Raw genomic sequence first — 17,751 nt, forward strand, 5'->3', positions numbered from 1 at the left:
AAATCCATTTAAACGGTTTATATGAAGAAGATATCCCTGGCGGCCTTTTTTGCTGTTGTACTGGCGACAGTGTTTTTTGCATGCAGCAAATCCGGCGGCGGCGATGGTGGCCCGGAACCCGGGCAGGGTTTTGATAAATCGGCCATGCTGGCCAGTTATGCCGACAACCTTATTATCCCCGGTTACGCCGCCCTGCAACAGCAGCTCGCGGGCCTGAAAACCGCGTCGGACGCATTTCTTGCCGCGCCGTCTCCTACTGCACAGACTGCTTTGAAACAGGCTTACACCGCCACCCACCTGCAATACGAACGTGTGGCTGCATTCCAGTTCGGCCCCGCGGAAAACGCGCTGTTGGATCTTTTCGTGAACTTCTCCGGCGGGCTGGATTATAATTTCAATACCTCGGGAGAGCTGACGGGCTTTTCCACAGACAGCGTTACCATAGAACAGAACATTGTTGCCGGCGGTTATAACCTGGCAAACATGACGCGCGCATCCTTCTACTCACAGGGTTTCCCGGCGCTGAATTACCTCTATTTCGGCCCGGGCGCCATCGATAAGCTCAATGCCAGTCCCGTTAAACGCAAACAATACATCAACGATGTGCTGGCAAGGTTCAAATCGCTGGCAGATAAAGTGGCGGCCGACTGGACGGGCTATCGCTCAACTTTTGTGGCTAATACCAAAACAGACGTGGGCAGCCCGATCGGCAACATGATCAACCAGTTCGCCTACCAGATGGACCTCCTGAAAGGCCCGCGCATCGGCTGGCCGTTCGGTAAACAATCCAACGGCACCGTGTTTGCCAGTAAATGCGAAGCTTACTTTGCTGGCATTTCCGCGGCGCTGGCCGTGGAAAATATCACCAGCCTGAAGAAGATTTATACAGGCGGTGGTAGCGGCAAAGGAATGTCCGACTACCTGGTGGCGCTCGGTAAACAATCGCTGAACAACGATGTGACCGCGCAGTTCGACCTGGTGCTGGAAAAGCTGAAAGCCATTCCTGATCCGCTTTCCGCTTCATTGACCAACAATGCGGCGGCTGTGGAGGCGGCGTATAAGGAAATTCAGAAACTGCTTACGCTGCTCAAAACAGATGTGCCTTCCGCCACCGGCGTGCAGATAACTTTCATGGATAATGACGGGGATTAAAACAACGCGGCTTACTTCCCCCGTTGCTATCGCACCGCTGGTCACGTTCAGGATCGCCTTCGGGTTGCTGATGTTCGTGAGCCTGCTGCGGTTCTGGTGGCGCGGCTGGGTAACGGATGTGTACGTATTGCCGGAATTCCATTTTACCTACCAGGGTTTTGAATGGGTACAGCCTTTAGGTAATACGGGCATGCATATACTTTTTTTGACCGTGCTGGCGGCTTCACTGATGATCGCGGCGGGTTTCCTCTACCGGCTGGCCGCGGTGGTGTTCTTTCTCGGCTTTACTTACATAGAGCTGATAGACGTTACCACTTATCTCAACCATTATTATTTCATCAGCCTCGTAGCGTTTATCCTGATCTGGCTGCCCGCCAACCGCCGTTACGCCGTGGATGTGTGGTTTAAACCGGGGAGCAGGCGAACGGAAGCGCCCGCCTGGTGCGCCGGCATACTGATCTTCCAGGTCTCGGTGGTCTATATTTTCGCTGGCCTGGCTAAAGTGAACAGCGACTGGCTGCTGGATGCTCAGCCCATGCGTACCTGGCTGCCGGCCAAAACGCATCTGCCGCTGGTAGGCAAGTTTATGTACGAACCATGGGTCGCCTATCTTTTTTCATGGTTCGGCGCGGTGTACGACCTGTTCATTGTTTTTTTCCTGCTGAACAGGCGTACAAGGCCTTACGCCTACGGAGTGGTGCTGATCTTTCACATCGCTACGGCGGTCTTCTTTCCCGGCATCGGTATGTTCCCCTATGTGATGATGACGGCCAGCCTGATATTTTTCCCGGGACGTTTTCATGAGCGGCTGCTGGGGTATTTACCGGGTTATCCGCTTAACGGAACGGAAGGGAATGATGTTTACAAATATACCCGGCAAAAAATTTTCCTGGCGGGCATTGGCGTTTACGTGATACTGCAGGTCCTTATCCCGCTTCGTTTTCTCCTGTACCCCGGCCATTTGTTCTGGCATGAGGAGGGATACCGTTTCTCCTGGCGGGTGATGCTGATGGAAAAAGCCGGTACGGCTTATTTCACGGTGAAGGACCAGCAACACCGGGAACAATACACCGTCAACAACGCGGAATTTCTCACGCCCCTGCAGGAAAAAATGATGAGCACACAGCCGGATATGATCCTGAAATATGCGCGTCACCTTGCAGCTGAATATAAAAAACGCGGGGTGGACAATCCCGAAGTATACGGGGAAATATACGTGGCGCTGAACGGCCGGCGCTCCCGGCTGTTCGTGGACTCGCTGGTGAATCTGGCGGCCGAGCCCTTAAGCTGGAAACATTATACATGGGTTCTTCCCTATAAAAATTAGCACATAGCAATGAAACTACTCAGCGGTTGGATGATCTTAATGCTCCTGCATGTTGCAGCCTACGGCCAGTACAGCATCAGCGGCACGGTGAGGAATGGCAACGAAGCCGTGGCCGACGCATCCATAACACTGGAACCTTCCGCCCAACGGAAACTCAGCAACGACAATGGTTTCTTCCGCTTCGGCAACCTGCCCGCGGGAACTTATACGATCACCGTCACCACCGGAGGTTTTAAGGCATACACACAGGAGGTGAGCGTTACGAATAAAAATATTGTGCTCGATATCAGCCTGCTGAACCAGGACGTTCAGCTGGATACGCTGCGGGTGACCAGTGCCGCGAACTACGCGGTGGCGGGAAAGCTGAAGGACATTGAAGGCACTTCCATTTACGCCGGGAAAAAGACTGAAGTGATCCTGATGCGGAATGTGAACGCCAATCTTGCCACCAACAACACCCGCCAGATCTACGCCCGCGTGCCCGGCCTGAATATATGGGAATACGACCGCGGCGGTTTGCAGCTGGGCATCGGCGGCCGCGGCCTGAGCCCGGACCGTTCCTCCAATTTCAATATCCGGCAGAATGGTTATGATATCAGCGCAGATGCATTGGGTTATCCCGAAAGTTATTACACGCCTTCCGCCGAAGCGCTGGACAGGATCGAGATCATCCGGGGAGCGGCCAGCCTGCAGTATGGGCCGCAGTTTGGCGGGCTCGTTAATTTTGTGATGAAGGAAGGGCCGAAAGACAAACCTTTTGAATTCACCACCCGGCAAACGCTGGGCAGCTTCGGCCTGTTCAATTCCTTCAACAGTATTGGCGGCACTACGGCGAAGAACAAACTCAATTATTACGCTTTCTACCAGTTCAAACGCGGCGACAACTGGCGGCCCAACAGTCATTACGATCAGCATAACGCTTACGTTCACCTCGCCGGCAACATCACATCCAGGTTGAAGGTCACCGGCGAATACACCTTCATGAGCTATCTCGCGCAACAGCCCGGCGGCCTCACGGATGCACAGTTCGAAGCAGATCCTTCCGTTTCCGTGCGCGAGCGCAACTGGTTTAAGGTGAACTGGAACCTGGCCAGCCTCATCCTCGATTATTCCTTCAGCGAACAAACCAGGCTGAACTGGAGAACCTACACCTTACAGGGCGGCCGCGATGCGCTGGGTATCCTTTCCTACATCAACCGGCCGGACCCCGGCGGCCCGCGGGATTACATGGCGGACGATTATTCCAACTATGCCTCAGAGCTTCGCTTCATCCACCGCTACCGGCTGGTGAAAGACCATAAAAGCACTTTCCTGGCGGGCGCCAGGGCTTATAAAGGTTTAACGGACAGGAAACAGGGGAATGCGAATGATAAGAACGATGCGGACTTTACGTTCCTCGGTCCTGAACCGGACAAGTCGTCCTACAAATTCCCCGGCTACAACTTCGCCGCTTTCGCGGAGAACATTTTCCAGCTGAACGAATACTGGACGGTAACGCCGGGCATCCGCTTCGAGCATATCAACACCAAAGCCGAAGGCTATTATTACAAGCAGAACATTTTTATCCCGAACGAGAAGGTCATGGAGGAAAAAGAAAGCCCGCGCTCTTTCACGCTGCTGGGCATCGGCACCGCCTGGAAATTCCCGAACGGCATTGAAGTGTACGCGAATATTTCGCAGAACTACCGGTCCATCAACTTCAACGACATCCGGGTGCTGAACGTGAACGCACGCGTGGACCCGGACCTGAAGGATGAAACCGGCTATAACATCGATGCGGGCTTCAGGGGGAACTACCGTGGATGGCTATACGCGGATGTCAGTGTTTTTTACCTCAAATACAACGACCGCATCGGCTCTATTTTTACAAGAGATACCAGCTTTATGACCTTCCGCTACCGCACCAACGTGTCCGACAGCCGGAACCTGGGGATGGAACTGCTGCTGGAAGGCGATGTGATCAAAGCATTGTTTCACCATAATTCCCGCTACCGCCTGAACCTTTACACCAATCTTTCGCTGATAGACGCCCGTTACGTGAATACGGACAACACCGCCATTGCCGACAAGCTCGTGGAAAACGTTCCGCCTGTATTGTTCAGGACCGGCCTTTCATTCGGTACCCCAAAGTTTAACCTCACTTACCAGTTCGCTTACCAGTCCAGGCAGTATTCGGACGCCACCAATGCAGAAACCACGCCCACGGCGGTAGACGGCGCCATTCCCGCATTCAGCGTGATGGACCTGAGCCTGAGCTACAACTGGCGGCAGTTCACGCTCTACACCGGCGTGAACAATCTCGCTGACAAGAAATATTTTACGCGCCGCGCGGATGGTTACCCGGGCCCGGGCATCCTGCCTTCGGACGCGCGTAACTGGTATGTGACGCTGCAATTCAAGCTGTAAGCGCCTACATCGCCCGGTTCTCTTCATCGCTCCGGCTGCTCTGCTTTGTTTTATGGGTGGAGCTGCCGAAGTTGAAGGTCAGGGCAGCCACTACCCGCCTGTTGCCGAACCAGTGCTGAAGCTCGTTGTTGAGGATCTGTTTCTCACGGAAAATGTACTTAACCCTGTAATCATCAAAGATATCGTACACGTTCAGCTTCGAGTTCAGCTTTCCTTTCAGCCAGGTTTTCTGCAAACCGATGTCCACGCTGCTCAAAGGCCTGTGAATATAGAGGCCAGACCCGCTCCTGGACTTGTAGAAATATGAAACGTCGAGGGTGACGGCTGCAGGTAAGGTGAATACCTGGCTGCCCGAAACTGAATAATCCGTGATGGGGATGGCGTATGTAACGCCATGGTAGGGCGTTTGCTCCTTTTTATACCCGCCCCTGATATTGTGGTTCATCCTCCACCATTTGCTCACCGTGACGGGAAAACTTACTTCGATGCCTGCAAAGTCGTTGTACGGCAGGTTTGTGCCGAGATATTGCAGGATATTGGTAACGCTGTCGTATTCCGGGTAACGCGTCATGGGGTCGGATTCGCGGCCCGCCCGCAAGGCAACGCTCAGCGACCGGAGGCTGTAGGTAAGGCTGAGCTGGGTGGTGGTGGAGGGTTGGAGGAAAGGGTTCCCGATAAAATAATTCAGCGGGCTGATATACATCCGGAATGGATTGAGCTGGGCGAAATTGGGCCGGGTGACCCGGCGGCTGAAGGAGAGGTTGAGCTGTTCGTTTGTATGGAAGGCGTAAGTAAGGCTCAGCGAGGGCAGCCAGGCCAGGTAATTGCGTTTGGTGACCTGCTTTTCCGTGTAGGAATTTGCCACGCTGTGTGTATTCTCCACGCGCAGGCTGGCAGTGTAGCCGAACTTGGAAATACTTCCTTCGTAAGCGGCGTAACCCGCCGTAATGTATTCATCGTACCGGAAACTGTTCGTGCGGCCATTGTCCAGCACAAATTCGCCGGCGGTATTTAAGGTATCATAACGCAGGTCGTTCTCCGTGGCGGAAAGGGCGAATTTGGCGCCCGCGCTTAGTTTCCCCTTGCCGGCATTCCTCGTGAGGTCCGCCTGCAGCGCGCGGATAAGGATATCATTTTTCAAAATGGTCTTCCAGTGATCTTTCAAATTACCCGTAAAGGCATCCCTGTTCCGGATATCCTCATCCTGCCTGTTCATGATCTTCACAAGCGAACCCAGCACGTCCAGCTGCGTTTTCCCGAGGCGCCCGGAATAATTGAGATTGGCTGCGTAATTGTCCTGCCTGGGCGAGGAGTAGTTGTCGCTATTGGTAAAAGAGACCGGTTTTTCCCCGGAAGCGTCCGTGATGTCGAGGGTATTCAGCAATGCCAGGTCGCGCCGCACCTGGTAAGTTCTGAGCAGTAGCTCCAGCTTATGGTCTTTATGGATATTATAATCGGCCCCCAGCTGAATGCTGGGATTATTATTGCCCGTCAGCCACCGGGTATTGGTGGTCATGATATTTGTATTGGCCTGGTGCTGTAAAGCGTCGTAATGGCGGACAGTATTGCCCGTAGTGTACCCGAGCCGCGCGGTGTAAGCCAGCTTTTTAGTTTTGTAGGTCACGGCAAGGTTATTTTCATTCAGGGTGTATTGGTTCTGCTGCAGGCTGAGGGTGGCCGTGCCCTGCCAGCCCAGCGTCTGGTCGCGTTTCAGCCTGATATCGATGATCCCTTTATGTTCACCGTCGTACCGGCCGGAAGGGTTGCTGATCACTTCGATGGACGAGATCATGGAGGGGCTGAGGCTTGCAAGATAATTCTGCAGTTCTTCGGGGCTCATGGGAGAGGGCTTCCCGTCGATGAACACGCCCGGAGCAACCCGGCCTGCCATGAGGATGGCGCCGTCTGCGCCAACTTCCAGGTTGGGCAGTTTTTTCAGGATATCAAAGGCATTGGTGCTGGCGTTAAAAAGTTTATTACCGGAAATATTGACCACCAGCTTATCTCCCTGCATCTGCATGGCCGCCCTTTCACCGGTAACGGTTACGCCGTCCAGCAGGCTCGCGTCGGGACTGAGCGGGATATTCCCCAGGTTCGCACTCCCGTTCACTGGCCGGTACAGTTTCCGGTAACCCATCGCCGCCAGGAGGAGAGTGTACCGGCCGGATTTTACATCGCTGAAAGTGAACAGGCCGGCAGAATCGCTGATCTGTCCTTTTACAAGGCCGGAATCCGGCAGGGATAACAGGCTGACAGAAACGAACCCGACGCCTAAGCCGGTCTGTTCATCCGTTACTTTTCCTTTGAGCGTGGTTTGTGCCTGGGCGGTAAAATGAAATGCCAGCAGGCAGCAGATCATGAGCTTTTTCATCATGCCGCAAACCTAATACGCCCAACGCCGCGAGCGGTTTAAGTTCCGGAATTCAGGCGTACGGATTTATAAAACCGGACTTAACCCGCTTGATTTTCAATGCTTTCTTTGTAGAGTGCGGGCGTGGTGTCTTTGATCTTCCTGAACGCCGCGTAGAAGGTGGATTTGGAATTGTAGCCCACTTCGTACCCGATGGCCTCGAAGGTGAGCAGGTCGTTGCTGGTGATCAGCTTGCACGCTTCGGTGATCCTGTATTCATTGATATAGGTGGAAAAACTTTTGCCCAGGTTATCGTTCAGCAGCTGCGACAGCTGGTGTGGAGGAATGTTGATCTTCTGTGCGAGGTCGCTGAGCTTGAGGTTCGGGTCTTTGTAAAGTTCATTGTCCAGCAGGGCCTTATCCAGCCTTTCCAGTAACGTTTTCGCATCGTTCTCCGGAATTTTTTTCCGTTCAGGGCGGGGAGAAGCATTTCCAAACCCTGCGCCGTTCAGGTTAAAGAAAATGGTGAGGTACAATACGAAGGTGAACGAAAGTGCTCCGCCCAAATAGAAACCGGACCAAAGGCTCATAAACGCGCCAAGGTAAGCGAGGAAAATGAAGCAATTGCCTGCCAGGAGTATATTCAGGAACCTGCTGCCGCCCGTGCGGATCAGTAAAACACCGGTGGCTACCAGGTAAGCCGCCCACTGGGCATATATAATATGTACGATCACGTGGTTCCAGGCAAAACGGTTGGTCTCATAAGGCACCACAATGCCGGTAAGCACCAGGGCGGCCAGCTGAATGCCCCATATCCATTTCCAGCTGGCGGGTACTTTTGTCACTTTCTCCAATACGGTCCTGGTAAAATAATAAAGAGAGGGGCCGATGAGAAAACAGCCGCTCAGGCCCAGCTGGAGATATATCCTCGGCAACCCCGGGTTAAAGGAAACGAATACGGATTTGCCTACTCTTATGCTCATTGCGAGTAAAAGCACACCCAGCAATATGGAGGCGAGAGACCGCTTTTTGCGGTGCAGGATGAGATACAGGCCCAGGATGGTGCCGTTTACAGCTCCAAGAGCATACAGGAGAAATAATATTTGCTGACCTAAATTCATAAACAGGCTGCTATGGCAGGTTTTGCCCACGAAATATAAGAGAATTCGCGCAAATCCAGCTTACCGCCTGTCCGCTTTTGAGAAAACATGTCCGCTTTTGAAAATCGCCCCGGCCGCAAAACCAGTCGGCCCTGTTGCAGTTCTTCCCTCCCGCCCCCCGGATTCCCGCTCACCGATCGTTGATATCATGCCGAAGCACCTGCCAGCACTGCGTTTCAGCCGGAAACCAGGTATTGTCCGATCTGTACAAAACCGGACACTTTCCTGGTTTCGGTTTACCGTTCATCCGCTGATAACTATTCGTTTTACCGCCTTTCAAACCGTTTATACCTTTGAGTCATCAAACAAACAAAAACAAAAAAACACTTAAAACTTACTAATATGAAAGCAATTACCTTCCTCCTCGCCATCGCACTGGTTTCTGTGAACGCAGTAGCCAATAACAAGAAGTTCAACAATGCTGCAGCCCTTTCTGAAAAGAAAGTAATGATGCATTATGATGTTCAGGGCAATCTACTGGCCACTTCCCGCTTTATTTCCGATGCAGATCTGCCGCTGTACGCCATTACCAAGCTGATGAAACATTGCCCGGACGAGCAGATTAAGCTGGTAAGGGAATTTGATGCTTCCGGCGAAAAAACGTACATCGTAACGCTGGAAAACGCCACCGGCTTCAAAGTGGTGAAAGTGACCAATGCCGACCTGGAGATACTGGAGAAGCTGAAGAAGAGTTAACCAATTGATAATATTAAAGCAGGCCGGCCATGAACTTTCATGGCCGGCCTTTTTGTGTGAAAACCATGATGCCGGGGAACCCGGTATCACTTCTGTACCCCCCTGTATCAAAAGTGATACGGACACGCCTTAAAGTACCTTTATCCCCGGGTTTAACATGGGTTTACCCGGGGTTTACCCGGGGGATGAGTGTAGGGAGATACGGGTGTAACGTATGTACTTTTTCATTTTTCCGCTTTCACCAACGGGAATACCGGCGATTCAACATGTGCTTCCCGCATCCGCTTTTCCATTTCTTTTACAATGGAAGGATGGGCGGCTGCTACATTGTGTTTTTCCGCAGGGTCTTTGCTGAGGTCGTACAGCTCAACAGGCCCGTTGGGGTCGGTTTTCAGCTTATGCCGCAGCGCTTTCCACTTACCGGCCCGCACCGCCTGGCGGCCGCCGTCTTCATGGAATTCCCAGTACAGGTAATCATGCTGTTTTTGCACGCCTTTGCCCAGCAGCGTGGGCAGGAAGGAAATACCGTCCGTATAACGCGCCGCGGGAGCGCCGGCTGCCTGGGTGAGGGTGGGCAGCACGTCCCAGAATGCGCCTGCAAAGTTTGACGTGGTACCTGCCTTCACCTTGCCTTTCCATTGCACGATAAAGGAAGTCCTGATGCCGCCTTCATACAGGTCGCGCTTGAAGCCGCGCAGGCCGGCGGCACTGTTGAAGAACACCGGATCGGCGCCGCCTTCGCGGTGAGGACCGTTGTCGCTGGTGAAAATGACGATCGTATTATCCAGCAGGCCGTATTTTTCAAGCCTGGCCAGTACTTCGCCTACCTGCGCGTCCATGCGGCTCACCATGCCGGCAAAGGTGGCGCGCGGCTTTTCCACGGACTGGTACCCGGCCAGGTTGGCATTCGGGCCATAGTCCATGCCTTTATGCGGTTTTTCTTCGAAAGCGTTCTCATACATTTTGTAGAACGCATCGTTCGGCCCGGCCAGTTCCGCATGGGGCAGTACGGTGGGGATGAAGAGGAAAAAGGGCTGGTCCTTATGCTCGTCTATAAAAGCCAGCGCCTGTTGCTGGATGAGCTCCGGCGCGTATTTGTTTTTGTGCTCGAGGCCGTTTCCTTCCAATATTACTTTCTGGTCGTTGTTCCAGAGGTGCGTGGGGTAGTAGCGGTGGCTCTGGCGCTGGCAGTTGTAGCCGAAGAATTTGTCGAAGCCTTTACGGTCGGGCGCGCCGGTAGTGCCTACCATGCCCAGGCCCCATTTGCCGAAGGCGCCGGTGGCGTAGCCTGCTTCTTTCAGCAGCTGGGCGAGGGTTTGCACGGAATCCGCCAGCGGTTCCTGCCCTTCGGGCTGAATTTCTTTGTTGCCGCGCACATAGGTATGCCCGGTATGCTGGCCGGTCAGCAGCGAGGAGCGCGACGGCGCGCACACGGAAGTGCCGCAGTAAAAGGAAGTGAAACGCATGCCCTGTTTGGCCATTTTGTCGATGTTAGGCGTTTTGATCTTTTGCTGGCCGTAGCAGCCAAGGTCTCCTGCACCAAGATCATCCGCCAGGATGAATACGATATTGGGCTTTTTTTGCGCCATGCAGAAGGATGAGAGTAGCAGCATCCCCGCGAGTAACCATTGCTTTTTCATGGTTTAAAAATATAAAAAAGGCGGAAAGCCGCCTCCCGGTTTATTTTCCGGTAATCTTTTGATTGGACATGCGCGTATGAAATGCGCTGGTGACCGTTTGGGCAGTCATCAGTAATTCCTTGCTTTCCGCAGGGTAAGCGCCCAGTACAGCAAGCCAGCTGCGCTGAAAGCCGCTCCCAGCAAGGTTACCCCCGTCCAGCCTGCGGCGGCGTACGCCTGTGTGGAAAGAACGGCGCCCGTGCCGCTGCCGATGGAATAAAAGATCATGTAACAGCCCACAAGCCTGCTGGCCGCATCGGGCCTCGCTTTGAAGATCATGATCTGGTTGGTGACATGGATGGCCTGGGCTGCCATGTCAAAAAGAATAATGCCTGCCACCAGGGCCCACAAAGAGTATTGCGTAAAGCCCAAGGGCAGCCATGATAGCAGCAACAACAACAGCGCAGCCCCGCTCACCAGCTGCGCACGGCCCTGGTCCGACATTTTCCCCGCTTTTGCCGCGCCCAGTGCGCCCACAGCTCCCAGCAACCCAAATGCGCCGATGACGGTATGAGAAAGATAATGCGGCGCTGAACTGAGGGGTAGTACGAGCGAGGTCCAGAAAGTATTGAAGGCGGCGAACATGAACATGGTGATGATGCCCCGGTTGCGCAGCACAGGTTCTTCGGCGAACAGCCTGAACATGGAACGCAGCAGTTGCGGGTAGGTCATTTTCCCGGTGGAGGTGGCATGGCGCGGCAGCACGCGGTAAAGGAAAAAAAACATCACCACCAGCAGCGAAGCGGAAAGCAGGTACACCGAACGCCAGCCCGCCAGGTCCGCCATGGCTCCCGCCATGGTGCGTGCCAGCAGCAGCCCGATCACCACGCCGCTTTGCGTAATGCCCACGGCGCGGCCCCGCTGTTCTGCCGAGGCAAGCGTAGCCGCAAAAGCGATCAATCCCTGCGTCATGGCCGTGCCCATCAATCCCAACGCTACCATGCCCGGCAGCAGCGCGCCTTTGGTGGGTGCAAAACTAACGACGGCAAGGGCCAGCACCAGCACGGTCAGTTGGGCCAGCAGTAAGGTGCGCCGGTTGAGCATATCTCCCAGCGGCACTACGAACAATAGCGCCAATGCGCTGCCTATCTGAGAAGCAGTGATCACTACGCCCACCGCGGCATGACTGATCCCGAAATCCAGCGCCATGGCGTCCAATAATGGCTGGGCATAATAAACATTGGCTACGCTCAGCCCGCAGGCGATGGCGAACATGAACATCACAGCTGGTTGCAGCTTATACGCAGGCTTCGGCGCCATAATATACGTCTGTATACCGCCAGGAGCTTGTGTTGTAGTAGTTACGGCCATTCCGGTTTCTTCTTTCTGCATAATATTAATATTGTACTGATTGGTAAAATATTGTGTAAAAAAAATCAATGAAGGAATTGCAATTGGATCTCGATGATGCCGGCGAGGATATGATTGTCCGGGTACATCCTGCGGGTGATGCCCAGGCCGTTCCAGATGGCGATGAGGTTGCGTGCCAGCAGCTCCGGTTGTTCCTGGTTCTTCAGGCGGCCACTGGCCTGCGCCTTACGGATCACTTCAAGGAAAAGCTGTTCCAGCCGCTGCAGCAGGTTCACCGCTTTGTCCAGCAAAATGACGTGTGAGTTGGACAGCTCCGCCAGGCTGTTCCCGAAAATGCAGCCTTTCTGGTGGGCGCCCTTGGTGGCAGTGGCGATTTCGCGGAAGAGGTCTTTGAGCGTCTCCACCTGGTCGTTGCTCTCCGCCAGCCTTTTCCTGAACCTGGCCAGCTGTTCTTTGCTGAATTGCTCCAGCACTTTTTCAAACAGTTCTTTTTTCCCTCCTTTGAAAGCAAGGTAAAAGCTGCCCTTGCCAATACCCATCGCGTCCAGCAACTCCTCCGTGGAAGCAGGTTCATAGCCCTTGCTCCAGAAAACGGCGGTTGCTTTGCGGATCACATCCTCCTCATCAAATATTTTAGGTCTGCCTGACATATCCGGGGTAAAGGTATATAATTTACCGGTTAGTACAAAATTGCCGGAAATTCAAACCCGATGTTAATAATTGTACATCGAAAGCATATTTGTTATTCCGTTTCAAATCGTAATCGCAGTTTCTCTTCCTCCAGGTCCAGCAGATTGAGATATTTGCGCACCATCTCTTCGTTTACGCTTTGCTGTTTGTTGATGTGGTGCAGCGATTCGCGTTGATGGGTAAGCAGCTGGAGGTACACTTCCCGGTAATTTTCCAGTTCGTGGCCGGAGTCTTCCGCGGGTTCCAGCTGGTCGTTCTCGAAGCGGTTCTTCAGGGTCTGCAGGGGTTTGCTGCTGCTGAGCGCTTCGGCGTGATGCTCGTCGAGGTAGCGGAGGCTGAGGTTCGACAGCTGTAAACGCAGCTCCTGCTCCTGTTCCTCCGGGCTTTTATCGTAATCGGGGTCGTCCATTTTCACCCACTTGATGAGCAGGGGAAGGGTAAGGCCTTGTACAACGAGGGTGAGCAGTATAACGGTGAAGGTGATAAACAGTATCAGGTTGCGCTGCGGGAACGGCTGGCCGTTGCCGAGCGTGAGCGGGATGGAAAGGGCCGCTGCGAGGGATACCACACCGCGCATGCCTGCCCATCCGATCAGCAGCGGGCCTTTCCAGCCGGGCCGGCTGTCTGCCGTAGTGATGAACCGGCTGATGAAGACCGTAAATAGGGATGCGCCGAAAGTGCTGAGCAGTCTTGTGATGATAAGCACCACTGTGATCAGCACGCCGTACCAGATGGCGGTGCCGATGCCTACATCGCCGAGGCCGCTCATGATCACCGGCAGCTCAAGGCCAATGAGCATGAACACGAGGCCGTTCAGCACAAATCCTATGGTGGACCAAACATTGCTCCCCCTAAGCCGGCTGGCGGTGCTGAGAATGAGGTGGCTGCGCGCGGAAAGATACAGTCCCCCGCTCACTACGGCCAGCACGCCTGAAAAGTGAAACCACTCCGCCGCGATGTACATCACGTAAGGCGCGGTGAAGGTGAGCACAATGTCCATATTCGGCGTGGTGGGCAGCCAGCGGTGAATGGCGTAGTAGACCATGCCAATGGCCACGCCTGTCACGATACCCATTACGATCACCACCGCGAAGCTGAGGGCGGCTTCCTGGAATACGAACCGCCCCGTGTCTACCGCTATAAATGCAAACCGGAATACGATCAGGCTGGATGCATCGTTCAGCAGGCTTTCCCCTTCAACGATGGCGGACAGCCGTTTGGGCACTTTCACATATTTCAGGACCGATGTGGCGGATACCGCGTCCGGCGGGCTGACGATGCCGCCCAGCAGAAACCCCAGCGCCATTGTAAAGCCCGGCATGAGCGAGCTGGAAACGAGCGCCACCACGAAGGACGTAACGATCACGATCAGGAATGCAAAGCTGGTGACCACCCTCCGCCACCGCCAGAGGTCTTTCCAGGAAGTATACCAGGCCGCTTCGTATAGCAGCGGCGGCAGAAAGATGATGAAGATCAGCTCGGGGTTGACGCTGATCACCGGCATGCCCGGAATGGCGCAAAGCGCCAGCCCGCCCAGCACGAGCACGATAGGATAGGCGATCTTCAGCTTCTGCGCCAGCATCACCAGGAACAGGATGATGATGATCAGCGCGATGTATTGGATAAAATTCTCGAGCATAGCGTAGATTGAAGCTTACAGGTTTTGTGGTTTGAATTTCTCCGGGAAAGATAAATGTTTGCCTGATACCATAAAAACGCCTTCACCCCGGTAATGCACTGTTTTGGGATATTTTGGCCAGGTGGCGGCCCGTGCGGCCATCACTTCGAAAATAAAGAAATTGTATTTGTCCAGCATCCGCCTGTCTTCCACGCGGCATTCGAAGTGAGCGTAACATTCCTTAATGAGCGGAGCCTTCACTTCAAGCCCTTCTTCCGGCGTAAGCCCGAACTTTTTGAACTTATCCGTTTTGGCGCCTGTTGTATTCCCGATGCCGATGATGGTATCGATCATGTCTGCCGTAGGAATGTTGATCACGCATTCGCCGCTTTCTTTGATCATATCATAACTGTGATTGGCGGAGGTTATCATACAGCCGACGAGGGAAGGGGAAAACTCCATCACGGTATGCCAGCCCATGGTCATGATATTGGTCCTGCCTTTGTGAAAGGAGCTAACCAGCACTATCGGCCCGGGTTCCAGGAACTTCCTGATCTTGTCTACGGGCAGCATTGTTTTTTTATAGGCTCTTTTCATATTGATACGGTTTACTTTTTTACTGTAACCCACATGCCAACATACTGATAGTCTTTAAATTTAAGTGTTTTTTGAATTGGATATAAATGGAGGAGGAAATGATCAAAAATGATCATGGATATTTTTATCTGTCAGTATCTTCCTTTCCACCAGCGATTTGTGGTATACAGAGTGTTTTTCGTATTTGCGGGTAATGAAGTAGGAGATGGCGGACACGATCATCAGCGGGATGAACAGCTTATATCCGCCGGATATTTCAGCCAGCAGGAAGATGGCCGTGAGCGGCGCGTGCATTACGCCGGCCAGCACACCCGCCATGGCGGCAATGATAAAATTGGGCGTGTTCAGGTGATAAATGCCGGAGAGGTTCACCAGGTAGGCAAACAAAAAGCCCGTTAACCCGCCTGTGATCATAGACGGGGCAAAGATGCCGCCGTTGCCGCCCGCGCTGATAGTAAGGCAGGCGCATACCACTTTGAACACCAGCAGCAGCACCGTCATCAGGATGATAGCCCAGGCCTGGGCACTGTACCCTTCCAGGAAAGAGTGCGCTGTAATGGAAGCGTAGCGGCCTTCCAGCAGGTTGGTGATGGTGGAATAACCTTCGCCGTATAACCCCGGCAGCAGGAAAATGAGCAGGCACAACGGGATGCCCGCGGCCAGCCAGCTTTTCCAGTTCATACGCCGCTTTTCAAAATATCCTTCTATAAAATCCACGGAGCGCGTGATATAAACGGACACCATGCCGCAGCAGATGCCCAGCAGGATATAAAAAGGAATGGCCTTGATGCTCCAGCTTTCGCTGGCAACAAATATGAACTTGCCCGGGTACAGCAGTTGCGAGACCACCGTGGCCGTGGCGGTGGATATGAGCAGCGGGATGAAGAAGGGGATGCTGAAATCGAGCAGGAATATTTCCAGCACAAAAATGATCCCGGCAAACGGGCTGTTGAACACCGCGGCAATGCCGCTCGCCGTGCCGCAGGCAAGCAGCAGCACGGTGTCTTTGGACGAAAGCCTGAGGTCGTGCCCGGTATTGGAGCCGATCGCTGCGCCTGTAGCCACAATGGGCGCTTCCAGTCCCACGCTGCCGCCAAAAGCCACGGTGATGGCGCTTGTGATGATGTGGCCGTAGGTATGCCGCTTTTCGATCCGGCCTTTGTTGGAGACAATATTATGAATAATGAAGCCCACGCCCCGGTTGAGCTTATTGCGGAACAGGCGGGTGAGCAGGAGGAGGGAGAGGCCGGTGCCGATCATGGGTAATATGGCTGAAAGCCAGTTGCTGTTCATCCAATTGTTCATCACCTCCACGCGATGCTCGAAGAACTGTACGGTCACTTTCAGCAATACCGCCGCCAGCGCGGCAATAACGCCTACCACGAAACTGAGGATAATGAGAAAATTCCGGTGGGAAGTAAATTTAGTCCTGTAATTCCCGAATCTCACGAGCAGCCTGTAGTACTTATTGCCGGTTCCTTCCATGTGCCGAAAATAAGGAATATGCAATAAACAGGTCTTACTGGTAAGTTCTGAACACCACTTTCTCCACGATCACGCCCAGTTTTTTGAGGGAAGCATCGTTGGAGCTGAATTTCTTTTCGCCGGTGAACTTATCGTAGAGCTTGGGGTCGCCGCTGTTCACGGCGCGGAAGAGGATCATCACCCCTTTTTTGTCCATGGCGCCGCCTTCCCAGCTGTCTACCGTGCCGCCGTTGGTCCATTCAAAGCCGTTTACCGTGAAGCCTTTGCCGTTCACTTTATTGACCTTATCGATCGGGTCGCCGGGTTTAATACCGAAGGGGGAGCGCCATTTGCCCTCTTCCCTGCTGAAGGCGACAGATTTGGTGGAATCTTTATAAAAGATCACTTCCATTTCATTTTCCGTGTCCGGGTATACTACCCAGGCCTTGCCAGCGTCGTTGCCTTCAAAGTCGGTGGCGTCGCGCAGCTCCACGTTCTCTTTGCCGTAAAGTTCCAGCAACTGGTCGGGTTTTACCATGGCGAACACGTTGCGCACGTCCCAGTTACGGGTATCCACCGGCATATTGGCGGCGGTATTGATGGTTTCTTTCGAGGGAGAGGAACCCGGGGTGGCGGCAGGCGCCTGGCCGGTGGCGTTCGCTGGCGGGGCGCCCTGGAGCACGGTACCCGCGGCCGCGGCCTGGTTCTGGTTGTCTGGCGGGGCCACCATCACGGATATCTGTTTCGGGATGGCGCCTATACGGTACAGCTCTGTTTTTTCGTCCACGAGGGCTTTATTGTCGTCCTTGTTCTTATTCACGATGTAGGTGGCCAGGGGGAACACGTTGCCGGAATTCACGTTCATGGCGCGGAGGTTGGCGATGAGGGTCTGACGGTTGCAGTCGCTGTACTGGTAAAGGAACCGGAGGGCGGCGTCCAGGGCGGTGGGGTCCTTTTTGAGGTCCTGCATGGTTTTGTCTACCTCCAGGCCCCCGGAACCGGTCCTGCTCATTTGTTCGGTCACGAATACCAGGGCCGGGTCGTTCAGTTTCAGGAACTGGGTGGCCATTTTGGAGGAAATGTCTTCAATGGCTGATTCTGAGAGTTTCTGGGCGCTGGCCGCTACCGGCAGGAAAAATACAAGCAAATAAAGGATCCGTTTCATGGAGGGCGAATTTAACACTGATGTCTTATAACGAACATCATTATCACTAAATTATGCAATATTCCCTATTTGCCGCGCAAATAGCCTGCCAACGAACTTTTTCCCTTTTGCGTAAATAATTTTACCGATCGGAGCA

The 17,751-nt window shown here is 53.7% G+C and carries 14 protein-coding genes; 5 read left to right on the forward strand and 9 right to left on the reverse strand.

What is annotated here, in order from left to right; translation table 11 throughout:
• The first annotated feature begins 21 nt into the window (after positions 1-21).
• From ACTJIK_RS07245 to ACTJIK_RS07255, 3 genes are read left to right on the forward strand one after another with little or no spacing between them, the layout of a single operon-like run.
• Positions 22-1,152: an imelysin family protein gene (locus tag ACTJIK_RS07245; RefSeq protein WP_440645692.1), complete on the forward strand. Its 1,131-nt coding sequence runs from the start codon at positions 22-24 to the stop codon at positions 1,150-1,152.
• The gene (locus ACTJIK_RS07250; protein WP_440645693.1) at positions 1,139-2,479 is read left to right on the forward strand and encodes an HTTM domain-containing protein; all 1,341 of its coding nucleotides are present in this window, start codon (positions 1,139-1,141) and stop codon (positions 2,477-2,479) included. The genes ACTJIK_RS07245 and ACTJIK_RS07250 overlap by 14 nt, the downstream gene beginning before the upstream one ends.
• A gap of 9 nt (positions 2,480-2,488) precedes the next feature.
• The gene (locus tag ACTJIK_RS07255; RefSeq protein WP_440645694.1) at positions 2,489-4,885 is read left to right on the forward strand and encodes a TonB-dependent receptor domain-containing protein; all 2,397 of its coding nucleotides are present in this window, start codon (positions 2,489-2,491) and stop codon (positions 4,883-4,885) included.
• Positions 4,886-4,889: 4 nt separating this feature from the next.
• Here ACTJIK_RS07255 and ACTJIK_RS07260 read toward each other — a convergent pair whose 3' ends face one another.
• Both ACTJIK_RS07260 and ACTJIK_RS07265 read right to left on the reverse strand, forming a co-directional pair.
• Positions 4,890-7,259, reverse strand: coding sequence for a TonB-dependent receptor domain-containing protein (locus tag ACTJIK_RS07260; protein ID WP_440645695.1), 2,370 nt, complete (start codon positions 7,257-7,259; stop codon positions 4,890-4,892).
• A gap of 77 nt (positions 7,260-7,336) precedes the next feature.
• On the reverse strand, positions 7,337-8,356 hold the full coding sequence (locus ACTJIK_RS07265; RefSeq protein ID WP_440645696.1) for a helix-turn-helix domain-containing protein: 1,020 nt from the start codon (positions 8,354-8,356) through the stop codon (positions 7,337-7,339).
• A 97-nt stretch (positions 8,357-8,453) separates the two neighbouring features.
• On the opposite strand from ACTJIK_RS07265, the gene ACTJIK_RS07270 reads away from it, so the two are divergent.
• Positions 8,454-8,726, forward strand: coding sequence for a hypothetical protein (locus ACTJIK_RS07270; protein WP_440645697.1), 273 nt, complete (start codon positions 8,454-8,456; stop codon positions 8,724-8,726).
• Positions 8,727-8,737: 11 nt separating this feature from the next.
• The gene (locus ACTJIK_RS07275) at positions 8,738-9,091 is read left to right on the forward strand and encodes a hypothetical protein (RefSeq protein ID WP_440645698.1); all 354 of its coding nucleotides are present in this window, start codon (positions 8,738-8,740) and stop codon (positions 9,089-9,091) included.
• A gap of 224 nt (positions 9,092-9,315) precedes the next feature.
• Here the strand turns inward: ACTJIK_RS07275 and ACTJIK_RS07280 are convergent, their stop codons facing one another.
• The 7 genes from ACTJIK_RS07280 to ACTJIK_RS07310 all read right to left on the reverse strand — a co-directional run bounded on the left by ACTJIK_RS07280 (position 9,316) and on the right by ACTJIK_RS07310 (position 17,615).
• Complete coding sequence (locus ACTJIK_RS07280; RefSeq protein ID WP_440645699.1) at positions 9,316-10,731, reverse strand: arylsulfatase; 1,416 nt, start codon at positions 10,729-10,731, stop codon at positions 9,316-9,318.
• A gap of 108 nt (positions 10,732-10,839) precedes the next feature.
• Positions 10,840-12,102, reverse strand: a complete 1,263-nt coding sequence (locus ACTJIK_RS07285) for an MFS transporter (RefSeq protein ID WP_440645700.1) — start codon at positions 12,100-12,102, stop codon at positions 10,840-10,842.
• Between the two features lie 44 nt (positions 12,103-12,146).
• The gene (locus ACTJIK_RS07290; RefSeq protein WP_440645701.1) at positions 12,147-12,731 is read right to left on the reverse strand and encodes a TetR/AcrR family transcriptional regulator; all 585 of its coding nucleotides are present in this window, start codon (positions 12,729-12,731) and stop codon (positions 12,147-12,149) included.
• A gap of 92 nt (positions 12,732-12,823) precedes the next feature.
• Entirely contained in the window at positions 12,824-14,410 is a 1,587-nt protein-coding gene (locus tag ACTJIK_RS07295; RefSeq protein ID WP_440645702.1) for a Na+/H+ antiporter, read from the reverse strand.
• A gap of 15 nt (positions 14,411-14,425) precedes the next feature.
• Complete coding sequence (locus ACTJIK_RS07300) at positions 14,426-14,986, reverse strand: flavin reductase family protein (protein ID WP_440645703.1); 561 nt, start codon at positions 14,984-14,986, stop codon at positions 14,426-14,428.
• Positions 14,987-15,088: 102 nt separating this feature from the next.
• Positions 15,089-16,471: a chloride channel protein gene (locus tag ACTJIK_RS07305; RefSeq protein WP_440645704.1), complete on the reverse strand. Its 1,383-nt coding sequence runs from the start codon at positions 16,469-16,471 to the stop codon at positions 15,089-15,091.
• A gap of 34 nt (positions 16,472-16,505) precedes the next feature.
• The gene (locus ACTJIK_RS07310) at positions 16,506-17,615 is read right to left on the reverse strand and encodes a hypothetical protein (protein ID WP_440645705.1); all 1,110 of its coding nucleotides are present in this window, start codon (positions 17,613-17,615) and stop codon (positions 16,506-16,508) included.
• Positions 17,616-17,751 lie beyond the last annotated feature (136 nt).

It is taken from the genome of Chitinophaga sp. 22620 (genome assembly GCF_052044405.1).
Taxonomy (GTDB): Bacteria; Bacteroidota; Bacteroidia; order Chitinophagales; family Chitinophagaceae; genus Chitinophaga.